The sequence below is a fragment of the Sphingomonas immobilis genome, from assembly GCF_030580995.1.
GTDB lineage: Bacteria > Pseudomonadota > Alphaproteobacteria > Sphingomonadales > Sphingomonadaceae > Sphingomonas > Sphingomonas immobilis.
On record NZ_JAUQSZ010000002.1, the window covers coordinates 25,912 to 38,809 of the forward strand.

General features: G+C 66.8%; 13 protein-coding genes and 1 tRNA gene. 6 read left to right on the top strand and 8 right to left on the bottom strand.

From position 1 onward, the window contains the following. Window positions 1-7 precede the first annotated feature (7 nt). The 4 genes from Q5H94_RS03105 to Q5H94_RS03120 all read right to left on the bottom strand — a co-directional run bounded on the left by Q5H94_RS03105 (window position 8) and on the right by Q5H94_RS03120 (window position 4,006). Window positions 8-643: a DUF2059 domain-containing protein gene (locus Q5H94_RS03105; RefSeq protein ID WP_304559772.1), complete on the bottom strand. Its 636-nt coding sequence runs from the start codon at window positions 641-643 to the stop codon at window positions 8-10. Further along, window positions 601-2,043 (bottom strand): NAD(P)-dependent oxidoreductase, encoded by a 1,443-nt coding sequence (locus Q5H94_RS03110; protein ID WP_304559773.1) that lies wholly within the window; start codon window positions 2,041-2,043, stop codon window positions 601-603. Before Q5H94_RS03110 ends, Q5H94_RS03105 begins: the two co-directional genes overlap by 43 nt. 160 nt (window positions 2,044-2,203) lie before the next feature. Further along, window positions 2,204-3,010 carry an undecaprenyl-diphosphate phosphatase gene (locus Q5H94_RS03115; protein WP_304559774.1) on the bottom strand — a complete coding sequence of 269 codons (807 nt, stop codon included), beginning with the start codon at window positions 3,008-3,010 and terminating at the stop codon, window positions 2,204-2,206. A gap of 60 nt (window positions 3,011-3,070) precedes the next feature. Then, window positions 3,071-4,006, bottom strand: a complete 936-nt coding sequence (locus tag Q5H94_RS03120) for a complex I NDUFA9 subunit family protein (protein ID WP_304559775.1) — start codon at window positions 4,004-4,006, stop codon at window positions 3,071-3,073. A gap of 105 nt (window positions 4,007-4,111) precedes the next feature. On the opposite strand from Q5H94_RS03120, the gene Q5H94_RS03125 reads away from it, so the two are divergent. After that, window positions 4,112-4,198 (top strand) — tRNA-Leu (locus Q5H94_RS03125). Between the two features lie 421 nt (window positions 4,199-4,619). Beyond that, window positions 4,620-5,432: a hypothetical protein gene (locus tag Q5H94_RS03130; protein WP_304559776.1), complete on the top strand. Its 813-nt coding sequence runs from the start codon at window positions 4,620-4,622 to the stop codon at window positions 5,430-5,432. Between the two features lie 4 nt (window positions 5,433-5,436). On the opposite strand, the gene Q5H94_RS03135 is transcribed toward Q5H94_RS03130, so the two are convergent. From Q5H94_RS03135 to Q5H94_RS03150, 4 genes are all read right to left on the bottom strand, one after another. Beyond that, on the bottom strand, window positions 5,437-5,625 hold the full coding sequence (locus Q5H94_RS03135; protein ID WP_304559777.1) for a hypothetical protein: 189 nt from the start codon (window positions 5,623-5,625) through the stop codon (window positions 5,437-5,439). 114 nt (window positions 5,626-5,739) lie between these two features. After that, window positions 5,740-6,123: a response regulator gene (locus tag Q5H94_RS03140; protein ID WP_304559778.1), complete on the bottom strand. Its 384-nt coding sequence runs from the start codon at window positions 6,121-6,123 to the stop codon at window positions 5,740-5,742. A 1-nt stretch (window position 6,124) separates the two neighbouring features. Next, window positions 6,125-8,608, bottom strand: a complete 2,484-nt coding sequence (locus Q5H94_RS03145) for an ATP-binding protein (RefSeq protein WP_304559779.1) — start codon at window positions 8,606-8,608, stop codon at window positions 6,125-6,127. A gap of 7 nt (window positions 8,609-8,615) precedes the next feature. Next, window positions 8,616-9,260: a LuxR C-terminal-related transcriptional regulator gene (locus Q5H94_RS03150; protein WP_304559780.1), complete on the bottom strand. Its 645-nt coding sequence runs from the start codon at window positions 9,258-9,260 to the stop codon at window positions 8,616-8,618. Window positions 9,261-9,386: 126 nt separating this feature from the next. Here Q5H94_RS03150 and Q5H94_RS03155 point away from each other — a divergent pair, with 126 nt between their 5' ends. The 4 genes from Q5H94_RS03155 (at window position 9,387) to Q5H94_RS03170 (ending at window position 12,852) form a co-directional block, all read left to right on the top strand. After that, window positions 9,387-10,052 (top strand): response regulator, encoded by a 666-nt coding sequence (locus Q5H94_RS03155; RefSeq protein ID WP_304559781.1) that lies wholly within the window; start codon window positions 9,387-9,389, stop codon window positions 10,050-10,052. Between the two features lie 239 nt (window positions 10,053-10,291). After that, complete coding sequence (locus Q5H94_RS03160; protein ID WP_304559782.1) at window positions 10,292-11,197, top strand: hypothetical protein; 906 nt, start codon at window positions 10,292-10,294, stop codon at window positions 11,195-11,197. An 11-nt stretch (window positions 11,198-11,208) separates the two neighbouring features. Further along, window positions 11,209-11,688: a hypothetical protein gene (locus Q5H94_RS03165; RefSeq protein WP_304559783.1), complete on the top strand. Its 480-nt coding sequence runs from the start codon at window positions 11,209-11,211 to the stop codon at window positions 11,686-11,688. Window positions 11,689-11,745: 57 nt separating this feature from the next. Continuing rightward, the gene (locus Q5H94_RS03170) at window positions 11,746-12,852 is read left to right on the top strand and encodes a hypothetical protein (protein ID WP_304559784.1); all 1,107 of its coding nucleotides are present in this window, start codon (window positions 11,746-11,748) and stop codon (window positions 12,850-12,852) included. Window positions 12,853-12,898: the final 46 nt, after the last annotated feature.

The following is a 12,898-nucleotide window of genomic DNA, read 5'->3' on the forward strand; positions in this document are numbered from 1 at the left end:
ATGCCCGTCAGGGCTTCGCGGCGGGTGCGGGAGCCGGGACAGCGGGCGCCGTCCCCATGATCCGCTTGATCGCGATCGGGATCGCCTCGCGACCAGCCTCGGCGCCGATCGCCCGGCCCTGCTCGCCCAGTTCCGCCTGCAGTGTGGATTGCGCTGCGATGAAGCGTTGGCCGACCGGGGTCTGATAGAAAGCGAGCGCCGCCTTCAGATCGGCCTCGCTGAACGTCGCAGCATAACGCTTGGCGGTCGCGTCGATGATCTGCGCATAGCGCGCGCGATAGGATTTCATGATTTCCTCGCCCAGGATCTTCTCGACCTGCTGCCGGCTCGCCGGATTCTCGATCTTCGCCTTGAGATCGGCCGGCGCATCGGATGCGCGCTGGATCGAGGCGATCACGCCGTTGCTGATGAGCGGCGTGAGCTGCTGGAACGTCCGGTCGAACGTCCCCCGCAACTGCAGCGCGGCGATCAGCTTGGTCGCGGTTTCGACCGACCCGCCTGCGGCCGCGGTGACGATCGGCACCGGATTGGCCGTCTGCGCCGCGACCGGGGTCACCGACAAGACGGCCATCGCCGCCGCCGCGATCGTCATCCGCCGCATCACGCCGCCACCTTCCCGGCCTTCGCCTTCGCCTTGAGCCACTGGTGCATCGTCGCGGCGACATCGCGGCCGTCACGGATCGCCCACACGACGAGGCTCGCGCCGCGCACGATGTCGCCGGCGGCGAACACACCGTCGAGGCTGGACATCAGCGTCTTGTTGTCGACCAGCACCGTGCCCCAGCGCGTCACGCCGAGCTCGGGCGCGCCGAACAGATGCGGCAAGTCCTCGGCGTCGAAACCCAACGCCTTGATGACGAGATCGGCGGGCACGTCGAAGCCGCCCTGCGGGTCGACCTCGGGCGCGCGGCGGCCGCTCGCGTCGGGCTGGCCGAGGCGCATGCGGCTCGCCTTCACGCCCGAAACCTTGTCGGCGGAGAGGAACGCTTCCGGCGCGGAGAGCCAGACGAACTCGACACCCTCTTCCTCGGCATTCGCCACTTCGCGCTGCGAGCCCGGCATGTTGGCACGGTCGCGGCGGTAGAGGCATTTCACCGAAGCAGCACCCTGGCGGACGGCGGTGCGCACGCAGTCCATCGCCGTGTCGCCGCCGCCGATCACGACGACGTGCTTCCCTTCCGCATCGAGGCTGCCGTCGTCGAACGCCGGCACGGCATCGCCGAAGCCCTTGCGGTTGGAGGCGGTGAGGTAGTCGAGCGCATCGACCACGCCCTGGCTGTCGACACCCGGCGCCTTGATCGCGCGCGGCTTGTAGACGCCCGTCGCGATCAGGATCGCATCGTGCTTCGCGCGTAGCTCGTCGAGGCTCGCATCGCGGCCGACATCGAAGCCGTTGTGAAAGACGATGCCGCCAGCCGCCAGCCGCTCGACGCGGCGCATGACGACATGCTTCTCCAGCTTGAAGCCGGGGATACCATAGGTCAGCAATCCGCCCGACCGGTCATAGCGATCGTAGACATGGACGTCATAGCCGAGCACGCGCAGATATTCCGCCGCGCTCAGCCCCGCCGGTCCCGCGCCGATCACCGCGACCGATTGCCCGCGCGGCGCACCCGGTACGATCGGTTCGACCCAGCCCTCATCCCACGCCTTGTCAGTGATGAACTTCTCGACGGAGCCGATCGTCACCGCGCCGTGGCCGGAGAATTCGACTACGCAATTGCCCTCGCACAGGCGGTCCTGCGGGCAGATGCGGCCGCAGATCTCGGGCATGGTCGAGGTACTGTTCGACAGCTCGTACGCCTCGCGCAGCCGCCCCTCGGCGGTCAGGCGCAGCCAGTCGGGAATGTGGTTGTGCAGCGGGCAATGCACCGAGCAATAGGGCACGCCGCACTGCGAGCAACGCCCCGCCTGCTCCTCGGCGGCGGGGACGTTGTACTTGTCCGAAATTTCGCGAAAGTCCTCGGCGCGCAGCTCGGGCTCGCGCTTCGAGGGGTAGTTTTGCGCGCGGTCGACGAACCGCAGGAGGAGATCGGATGCCATGTCGCTTAACCCTTGTTGCGGGCGCGACATAGCCGAGATGACTCAGTTTGTCATCTTGAATCAGCAATTTAGGACAGAACTGCTTACCTATATATCCACGAGTTGTGAATCAATCGTGACAGACCGCTATTTGCGAGCGATTATCATGGCCGGGTCGGACTTATTTGGTCAGCAGCCAGATCAGCGCCGCTGCTCCGGCGATGATCCGGTAATAGGCGAAAGGCGAGAAGCCATGCTTGGTGACGATCCCCACGAACCAGCGCACCACCAACAATGCGACGATGAAGGCGACGACGAAGCCGATCGCGATCGCGCCGAAACCGACGCCCCCGCCGTGCGCTATCGCATCCTTGTTTTTCAGCAATTCCAACGCGGTAGCCCCAAGCATCGTCGGGATCGCAAGGAAAAAGCTGAACTCTGCCGCCGTCCGCCGCTCGACCCCCAGCGCCAGCGCGCCGAGGATCGTCGCACCCGAACGGCTCACGCCCGGCACCATCGCCAGGCACTGGATGAAGCCGATGCCGACCACCTTCGCCAGCGGAATATCGGCGACGCCCTTGATGTCGCCTTCCTTCACCGTACGCTCGATAACGAGGATCGCGATGCCGCCGACGATCAGCGCGACCGCAACGGTGATGGGCGATCCGAGCAGCGCCTCGATATATTTATGCAGTGCAAGACCGATCACCGCCGCCGGAATGAACGCCACCAGCAGGTTGCGCACGAATCGGATCGACACCGGATCGAATCGCGCCAGACCCATCAGCACTGCCCAGAACGTCCGCCAATACAGCACCACGATCGCCAGGATCGCGCCGAGCTGGATGACGATGTTGAACACCGCCCAATATTCCGAATCATAGCCGAGCAATGCCGAGGCGAGGATCAGGTGCCCGGTCGAGGAGACGGGCAGGAATTCGGTCACGCCCTCGACGATCCCGAGCAGAATGATGGTCAGCAGATCCACGCAAGTCCCCTTTCGGCGGCGATGCCGCGCGTTACGCTCCCGGGTTTCTTATTTTCTCGCTCAGGCGGCGGCGCGTGCGCCGAACCGGCCATTGCGACGATAGCGCACCAGCCACGCCGGCGCGACCGCATCGAGCGGGGTTGGGGAAATTTCAAGATCGGCGAGGCCGTGCGCGCCGCCCGCGACGACATTGTCGTGACCGAGCATCTTCCACTGGTCGAGCGTGATCGGCGCACCGGGCAGCACGCCGCCCAGCGCGATCAGCCCGCCGATCGCGTCGGGCAGCTCCAGGATCGTCGGATCGCGGCCGATCGCTTCTGCGATCCAGCGGATCAACGCGCCCATCGTCAGAACATCGGGTCCGCCGAGTTCATAGGTCTTGCCAGCCGTCTCCGCACCGCCGCTCAGCGCCGCGACGATCGCCTCGGCAACGTCGCCGACGAACACCGGCTGGAACTTCGTCTGCGCGCGCAGCACGGGCACCACCGGTGCGCTCGTGATCATGCCGGCGAAGCGGTTGATGAAATTGTCCTCGCGCCCGAACACGATCGACGGCCGCAGGATCGTCGCGGCCGGGAACGCCGCGCGCACCGCCGCCTCGCCCTGCCCCTTGCTGCGCCCATAAGCCGAATCGCTCTCGGGATCCGCCCCGATCGCCGAGACATGCGCCAGCGCAGGCACCCCCGCCGCCGCTGCGGCCTCCGCCACCGCCTTGGCGCCGGCGACATGCACGCCCGCAAAATCGCCCGACAGCACGCCGACGAGGTTCACCACCGCATCCGCCCCCGCGACCGCCGCCGCCAGCGTTTCCGGCCGCCGCACGTCCGCGCCGATGAACTGCGTCTGCCCGAGCCCGCCGAGCGGCTTGATGAACCATGCCTGCCGCGGGTCGCGCTGCGCGATCCGCACCCGCGCGCCTTTCGCGAACAACGCCTGCGCGACATACCGCCCCAGGAAACCGCCGCCGCCGATCACCGTCACCAGCTTGTTGTTCATGGGTAAGCGCTCCTGCTGCCGGGACTCGTCGCATCCGCCCTTGCCCGGAGACCATCATGTTGACAAGACCGCAACACCTCCCCTAAGGCGCGCCCCCTACCCCGTGCCCAGATGGCGGAATTGGTAGACGCACCAGCTTCAGGTGCTGGCGCTCGCAAGGGCGTGGAGGTTCGAGTCCTCTTCTGGGCACCATTTTCCGGGCGACGGTATTCGCCGGGTCGGCTTTGTCGCAAAAAATCCCGCCCGGACCTTCATACGCGCGCAACATTATGCGTGTTGGGATTTGCGCTGGCACTTTTTCCGTTTCGCTTCGGCCCTCTGGCCGGTGGCGCGGAGCCGGGTTCGAGCTTCGTGATCTGTCGGAACTGGGGGGAAGCGCGTGAAATCGTCCGCTATGACGTCCGTCGCCGCCGTTGCGGCGATGCTGTTGGCCGCCGCGTGTTCGGAGGGTAGCGGCGTGCTGACGCCGCCTGCCGTAACGCCGTCACCCTCGCCTTCGCCCAGCCCCAGCCCCAGCCCCAGCCCGTCGCCATCCCCCTCGCCGGGCCCGAGTCCCAGCCCGTCCCCGTCGCCGTCCCCAAGCCCCACGCCCAGCCCGACGCCGGCCGGCTATATGCGGTTCACCGACGTCTACATCCTGCGGCTCGGCGCGGGCATCACCCTGCCGAGCGCCTGTGGCGGGTTCGCGCTGACGACCCAGCCGCCCGCCGTCCTTCCCGTCACCGCATTCGAACAAGGCCCGACGTTCCGCTTCGTGCTGACGCCGCAGGTCTGGGCGATCGGCGGCGAGATCGGCATCGGTTTCGACGGCCGCGACGGCGATCCCTCGGTCACGGGCGTGGAGGTGGCGCTGGCCAAGACCACCGGTGCCGGAGCCTATCGTTTCACGATCACGCAACCCAACGCGGCAGGCACAGGGCTTGACTATGCGCGGCTGGCCTCAGTCGCTGCGCCCGTCGGGGGCGTCAACCGCCAGTACGCCTGCCTGCTCGGCATTCCCACGACCGCGGCGGACCTCGCCGCCGCCCAGGCGGGGGCGTTCCCGCGCACCGTCCTGATGGCGACCGCATACCTTCGCGACGGTGCCACGTCGCGGACGTACACGCTGGAGCACAGCATCGTATCCGCCACGCTCGATCAGACGACGCGGCGGGTGGCGATCACGATCCGGCTTGTCGGCACGCCATCGGGCGGAGGCACCGACACGGATCTCGGCAGGCTCGCGGCGACCGCACCGCTCGATCCGGCAACCGGGAACTTCACCGCCGCTCTGGCCAGCAGCGACCGCGTCGTCACGGGCACGATCAGCGGCCGTTTCTTCGGGCCGGGCGCGGTCGAAATCGGCGCGGTGCTCGACGGCGCCGTCGCCGATGCGCCGGGTGTGGCGGGCTACAGCTTCGCGGGCGTGGCGTTCGGGATTCGCTAGCCGCTCAGTTGATGCGCGGCCGCACTGTCGCGAGCGCGGCCAGCAGCCCTTCGGGGTCCGCGCCGGTGCCGCTCAGGCAGATCAGCGCCGCATCGAGGCGCGCTGCAACGTCATACAGGCGCAGATCGTCGGCGAGTTTCAGCGCTGCGCGGATGCGCGCCTGCAGCAGGTCGATATCTGGTCCTTCGCGCATCGCTCTTTTCCGCTCTCGTGGCGGAAGCGAGGCTGCGGGAAACGGCTTAACGGATTCTTCGCAGGACCACGCCGCACGCGGCATTTGCTACCAATGTCTAAACATGCGCGCCGTTCACCGTGCCGCCAGCGTGCGAATCTCGGTAGCGAGCTGCAGCGGATCGAACGGCTTCAGGATCACGCCCGCAGCCCCCTCGGCATGATACCGGACGATGTCGTCCTGGCGGCCCTTGGCGGTCATGAAAATCGCAGGCGTAGCTTCGAAACCTGGCAGGGTGCGCAGCGCGCGCAGCGTCTCGATGCCGTCCATGCCGGGCATCATTACATCGAGCACCAGAATATCAGGGCGCCATTCCGGGTCGGCGGCCATCCGCAGCGCGTCGGCGCCCGACGGCGCCGTGCGCGCCGCGATCGTCGGATCGAGCGCCAGCGACATCTGCACGATCGTGCGGATGTCGGGATCGTCGTCGACATACAGCAAGTTGAGCGGCGCGTTCATGTCAGGGCCGCACGCGGTGCCGCAACAGCCGGCGCACCGTCGCCTTGAGGTCGGGCAGCGAGCCGCGAGACTTGACCAGCACCGCATCGACCTGGGCGGCATATTCGGGCCGCACGTCGTGCGCGGAGAAAATGATCGTCGGGATGGCAATGCCACGCGCGTCCCGCAACTCCGGGAGCAACTCGGTGCCGGAGCCTTGCGCCAGGTCGAGATCCAGAATCGCAACATCTGGCAACCCGGTCTCGAGGATCAGGCGCGCGTCGGTAAGATTTCGCGCGCGCAGCACGCGCGCTTCACTGCCCAGCACCGAAGCGACGATATCGAGCATATCGGGATCGTCGTCGAGGTGGATGACGGTCGGCAACGCCGTCTCCGACCGCGCGACCGCCGCTGCCACCGCCTTCGACAGTCGCGCAGGGTTCGCCGGCTTCTCGATCCAATCGATGATGTCGAACGGCACGTCCTCGCGCCGCATTGCCGATACGACAATGATCGGCAACGTGGCTTGGCCCTTCGAGGCGCGAACCCATTTGGCAATCTCGAACCCGCTCTCATCGGGCAGCCGAAGGTCGAGCAGCAGCGCCGAATAGATGCCACCCGACAGCGCTGCGCGCGCCGCCGCCGCGGTGCCGACGACGTGTGCGCGGTGTCCGGCCGCGACGACCTGCTTGCGCAGCGTTTCGGCCATGAGCGCGTCGTCCTCGCAGATCAGCACGCGCGGCGCGTCGGTATCGTCCTCGATCTCTTTGGCCCGCACGAGATCGAGGACAAACGCGAAACGCGACCCGCCGCCGGGCCGGTCCTCGAACCAGATAGTCCCGTCGTGCCGCTTGACGATCTCACGCGAGATGGCAAGGCCGAGGCCGGTCCCCTGGCTCTGATCGTCGCTCGCGCGTTCAAAACGGCCGAAGATGCGGCGGCGGAATTCCGCGGGGACGCCCGGACCGTCGTCATCGACCGTGACGATCACGCGCCCGTTAGTGCTCAGCGTGTCGAGCCCGATCGTCACCACGCCGTCCGGAGGCGACACGCGGATCGCGTTCGAGGCGAGGTTAGTGACGACCTGTAACAAGCGGTCAGCATCGCCCGCCACGATCACGGGCGCTTCGGGTGGCGCGCAGTCGATGCGCACCCCCGCCGCTCCGGCGAGGCCGTGGCTCCCCTCGCATGCCTTTTCGAGCACCTCGCGCAGGTCGATCGGCTCGCGTGCCAGATGCAGCGCGCCTGACTGGATACGATCGATGTCGAGCATGTCATTGATCAGGCGGATCAGTCGCCGGGAATTGTTCTCGGCGATCTCGATCAACCGCGCGGCAGCACCCGGCAGTTCACCGGCCGCGCCATTGCGCAACAGCCCCAGCGCCCCAACCACCGAGGTTAATGGTGTGCGCAACTCATGGCTGACGGTCGACATCAAATCGTCCTTGGCGCGCTCGACCCGCTTGCGTTCGGAAATGTCGCGCACGGAGGCGACGATATGGTCGCCGTCGGGCAGTCGCATCACGCCGAGCGCGATGTCGACGGGGATCTCATGCCCATCACGGTGCAGCACCGTGCGGTCGGACAGATAGGGATCGACCAGTGCGCCGTTGCGCAGGCCGATACGCTCATGGAAGGTGACGGGCCGGTCCTCGAGCTTGATCAGCGTCGAGACATAGCGCCGCTCGAGTTCCTCCGGCCGGTAGCCGAGCATCTTCTGCGCCGCGGCGTTTATCGTCTCGATCGTGCCGCTCGGGTTGAGGATGGCAATCGCGTCGATCGTACTGTCGAGGATCGCGCGGTTGCGTTCGGCAATGCTGTAGGCCGCTAGGCGGGCGCGGTAGCGCGCATTGCTCTGCCGCCACAGCATCAGCGCCGCGATCAGCAACAGTATCCCGCCGCCGGCAATCCCCATCCAGGTTCCGAACTGATCCTCGCCCACCCGATTGCGATAACTCTCGGCGCGCGCGTCGCGATCGGCGTCGGCCTTCTCGACAATCTGCGCCGAAAGGCCGCGAATCTCGTCCATAAGCTGGAAGCCGGAACCGGAGCGCATGGCGGCGGCGGCGGCATCGAGGCCCCGGTCCTGGCGGACCTCGATAATTCTGTCCATTTCGGTGAACTTTTTCAGCGTCTTGTCACGCATCTGCCCGAGCAGTTGCGCCTCATCGGGCACATCCGCGACTTCGCCGCCGAGCTGACCGAAGGTCGCGAATACGTCGGCACGCGCCGGGGCATATCCTGCTAGAAACTTCTCCTCCCCGGTAATGATGTAGCCCCGCTGGCTGCTTTCGGCGTCTGCGATCCGCGTGATCAGGCTGCTTGCCTCGACCCGGCGATCATAGGCCGCCCGCGCCCGCATCCGCAGCGCCTCGGTCTCTGCATTTTCTCGGCCGAGCCATGCGAACAAAATTGCCACCACCACCGGCACCGCCACTGCGATCAACACATAGAGCGGCATGCTCGGGCGTCGCGGGGCGATGGCGTGGAGGGCTGGGGTGGTCATGATCCAATCAGGAAGGCGCGGCAGCGTCGCCTAATAATGGCTGCATGGCAAGCAACGCCTGCGCACGGTTATTGACCCCGAGCTTGCGGAAAATCGCGGTGAGATGCGCTTTTACCGTGGCCTCGGTGATGTCGAGGTCGCCGGCGATCTGTTTGTTCATGCGCCCGTCGGCGAGCGCGAGCATCACCTTCAGTTGCGCCCCTGACAAAGTCGAGATCAGATCCCGCGCGCTCTGGGCATCGGCAGAGGAGGTGTCCGAAGGCGGAAAGATCGTCTCGCCTTCCGCGATGCGGCGCAGCGCCGCAGACATCTCGTCAAGCGGCAGACTCTTCGACAGGAACCCCGCCGCACCAAGCGCCTTTGCCGCCTCGATGATGACACGGTCGCGGTGGGCCGACACCATCACGATCGGCGTATTGCCGAGCACGTGCTGCAATTGCAGGAAGCCGGAAAAGCCGCGCGCATCGGGCAGGACGAAATCGAGAAGGACGAGTTTGTATCCGGTATTGCGCTGCGCGATCACGCGCTCGGCCTCCCCGATCGACGCGGCGCTATCGACCGCGATCCCCGGCAGGGCGGCCCGCGCCGCCAGCGCCAGGCCAACAAGAGTCAGCGGATGATCATCCGCAATCAATACATGCCGGCCAGTCACTGGCCTTCTCCCCCATAACAAAAGCGCGTGAACGCGACCGGTATCTCTGGTATTTCGACCGTGTCCGCTGTGCGGCTATTGTCCATGTAATCTAGCGCCAATTCGGTTGAGACGGGAAACCCTTTTTTGCAAAGACCTAGCGTCCTTGTCGTCGATGACGAACCGGCCAATCGAATGTTCGCCGCAAAGGTGCTTGCGGCGGCGGGCTGGAGCGTGGCCGAAGCGATGGACGGCACCGAAGCTATCACCGCAGCGGTTCGCAACATCCCCGATCTTGTGGTTATGGATCTCGACATGCCAGGCCTCGACGGGTGGCAGGCGACCGCCGCAATCCGCGCTGCGGAGCCGCCGCTGTCGAGCGTGCCGATCCTCGCCTACACCTCGTTGCGGGTGACGGATGCCGAACTGCTCGCGCGCGGACTCGATGGCCGCCTGCCGAAGCCGAGCAGCCCCGACGACTTTACTGAAGCCGCGGCGGGCTGGCGGATCGACGGCCAGGTCGATGTCGCCAGACGGCTCGTCGCGGTGTTCGGCGAAGACGAGATGACGCAGCTCGTCACCCGCTTTCGCGCGCAACTCGCCGAGGCGCTGGCGGGGCTCGCCGGCGGTGCGGACGATCTGCACGCGCACCGTATCGCCGGCGTGTCCGGCACATTGGGCTTCGCCGCGGTGAGCGAGGCATGGCTGCGTCTGTCGGAGGGCGATGCTTCCGCCACCGATGCCGCGCGGCGCTCTGCCCGGTTGGCGGTCGCGGCGATCGATCGCGACTGGCCTGTTCCTGCCGCATCCTGAGCACCGCCGACTCGCGCTCCGCAAGGTCGCCGGAAAGATCACCGTAAGATCAGCGCGCTTCTCCGATTAGACCCGATCATTAGACCTTGGTCGCAAACCGGGTTTCCCCAAGGCGTCCGGTAGTAACCGCTTAACCCAACTCGCGCTTCGCATCGTCGTACGCAATCCAGCGACGAGTGTAGGCAGTGACGGCAGCACGCAAAACGGCAGCAAAATGGGCACGGGGCGCAACGGCCCCGGTGGCCGCTTGCCTTTGCCTTTTCGCCGCTCCGGCCGTCGCCGCGACGCAGGCGGGCACGAGCATCGTCAACATCGCGACGCTGAACTGGAACCAGGACGGTCAGCCCAAGACCATCCCATCGAACACCGCCACGCTCGTCACCGCCGAGACGCTCGACGTGACGATCACCGCCGATCGCGCCGCCGCATCCGCGCCCACGGGTACGACGACGGCGGTCGGTTTCCTCGTTATCAACACCGGTAACGGCAGTGAGGATTTCAACTTCGGTGTCACTGCCGATCAGAGCGGCGTCGCGGTGAGTCGCCTCGCGATCGATAGCGACAATGACGGCGTCTACGATGCCGCGAAGGACCGCACGCTCGCCCCCGGCACCGCACTGTCGCTGACGGCGGGACAGCAGGTCCGCGTGTTCGTGCTGATCGACGGCACGCAGGTGACCGCGGGAACGACGATTTCGGCCACCGTCACCGCCAAGACCGGCAGCGGCGCGCCCGGCACCGTCTTTGCGGGCGCCGGCGACAACGGCAGCGACGCCGTCGTCGGCCAGACCCACGCCACCGCGACCGCCGCGACGATCCTGTCGCCCGCCGCGGCCCAGCCCAGCCTCGTCAAGTCGCAGAGCGTGTTCGCCCCCGACGGCAGCGCCAGGGCCATGCGCGGCGCGATCGTCACCTACACGCTCGCCGCCACTTTCCCCGGCGCGACCGCGAACGTCAGCATCGACGATCCGATCCCCGCCGGCACCGCCTACGTCCCCGGCAGCCTGACGCTCGACCAGCGCGCGCTGAGCGACGGTGCCGATACCGACGCCGGCGCGGCCGACACCAGCGGCATCCACGTCGCGCTCGGCAATGTCGCCGCCGCGGGCAGCCACACCATCCAGTTCAGCGTGAAGATCCAGTGAGGAACCAAGCCATGTTCAACCGTATCGCCCGCACCGCCGCCGCCGTTTCGGCCGTCGCGCTGTCCACCGCCGCCGTCGCCGGCGGTCCGCTCCAGATCACCTCGAAAGTGCTGTCCGAAACCAAGGTCCGCGCCGCCGACGGCAGCACCAGCCCCGTGCTCGGTCCCGTCAAGAAGGTCGGCCCCGGCGACGGCGTCGTCTTCGTGCTCGCCTATCAGAACACCGGCAAGCAGACGATCGGCAACATCGTCCTCGACAATCCCGTGCCGCAGGGGATCGCCTATCGCGGCCCGTCGGCCAACACGCCCGCGCCCGAGGTTTCGGTCGACGGCAAGACTTATGGGCCGCTCGCCAGCCTGAACGTCCGCACACCGACGGGTGCGCGGCGCGCGGCGGCGCCCGACGATGTCACCCACGTTCGGTGGCGCCTTGCGGCCCCTTTGACGGCCGGCGCGCAGGGGCAACTCGCCTTCAAGGCCGTCCTCAAATGACCGCGCGATCAACCGCACGGACCCCCCAGTAAGCGTTTAGTTCAGGAGTAAAAAGCAATGATCGGTAACAGGGTACGGTTGCTGCTGCTGTCGGGTACGGCGGCAATGGCAACTTTCAGCGGCGCCGCCCACGCGCAGACGGCTGCACAGTCGACTGTCGCGGGCACGCAGATCAACAACCAGGCCTCGGTGACCTACACGGTCAACGGCGGCTCCACGCAGAGTGCGACGTCGAACACGGCGAGCTTCGTCGTTGATCGCAAGGTCAACTTCACGGTCATCAACGACCAGGCGAACGCATCGACCAAGGTCAACCTCGGCCAGACCGGCGCGATCACCTCGTTCAAGGTGACGAACACCACCAACGGCATCCAGGACTTCCTGCTCAGCCCGACGCAGGGCACGATCCTGCCGCAGCTGCTCGGCCTCGTCACCGGCACCGACGATTTCGATCTCAGCAACCTGAAGGTCTATGTCGATAAGAACGGCAACGGCGTCTACGATCCGGGCACCGACGTCGCGACCTATATCGACGAGCTTGCGCCCGACCAGTCGGTCGAGGTGTTCATCGTCGGCGACGTGCCGACCACGGCCGGCATCAGCCTCGCCAACGTCGCGCTGCAGGTCACCGTCGCCGCCGGCGGCGCGACCGGCACGCAGGGTGCCGCGCTGGTCGATACCTCGCTCAGCCTCGGCAATGCCGACATGACGACCGACGTGATCTTCGTCGACAACGACAACGACGCTCTCGGCCCGGATATCGCCCGCAACGGCCAGGGCTGGGCCTATGCCAGCTACGAGATCGGCGCGCGCAACGTGGCGATGTCGGTCACCAAGACCGCGCTCGTGGTCTCGGACGGCTACAATCCGCTGACGCCGAAGGCGCTGCCGGGCGCGATCGTCCAATACTGCCTGCTCGCCAACAACGGCACGCTGACGGCGGCGGCGAACGGCGTCGTGCTGACCGACACGATCCCTGCCAACACCACCTATATCGCGGGTTCGGTGCTGGTCGGCCTGCCGGGCGGCACCTGCACGCTCGCCGGCGCGCCGCAGGACGATGCGACCGTCTACAACAGCACCACAAACAAGCTGACCGTGCCCGTCGGCACGCTCACCGGCGGTGCTTCGACTGCGGTCTCCTTCCGGGTGACGATCAAGTAACGATCGTCCTCCTCCCAAACCCGAAAGGAACCAAGCGCTCCGGCGC

Excerpts from the sequence above, each read along its gene's own strand:
- Q5H94_RS03165 (WP_304559783.1), top strand. The coding sequence starts at position 11,209 with ATGTTCAACCGTATCGCCCGCACCGCCGCCGCCGTTTCGGCCGTCGCG.
- Q5H94_RS03140 (WP_304559778.1), bottom strand. The coding sequence starts at position 6,123 with ATGAACGCGCCGCTCAACTTGCTGTATGTCGACGACGATCCCGACATC.
- Q5H94_RS03120 (WP_304559775.1), bottom strand. The coding sequence starts at position 4,006 with ATGAACAACAAGCTGGTGACGGTGATCGGCGGCGGCGGTTTCCTGGGG.
- Q5H94_RS03170 (WP_304559784.1), top strand. The coding sequence starts at position 11,746 with ATGATCGGTAACAGGGTACGGTTGCTGCTGCTGTCGGGTACGGCGGCA.
- Q5H94_RS03135 (WP_304559777.1), bottom strand. The coding sequence starts at position 5,625 with ATGCGCGAAGGACCAGATATCGACCTGCTGCAGGCGCGCATCCGCGCA.
- Q5H94_RS03130 (WP_304559776.1), top strand. The coding sequence starts at position 4,620 with ATGCGGTTCACCGACGTCTACATCCTGCGGCTCGGCGCGGGCATCACC.
- Q5H94_RS03110 (WP_304559773.1), bottom strand. The coding sequence starts at position 2,043 with ATGGCATCCGATCTCCTCCTGCGGTTCGTCGACCGCGCGCAAAACTAC.
- Q5H94_RS03145 (WP_304559779.1), bottom strand. The coding sequence starts at position 8,608 with ATGACCACCCCAGCCCTCCACGCCATCGCCCCGCGACGCCCGAGCATG.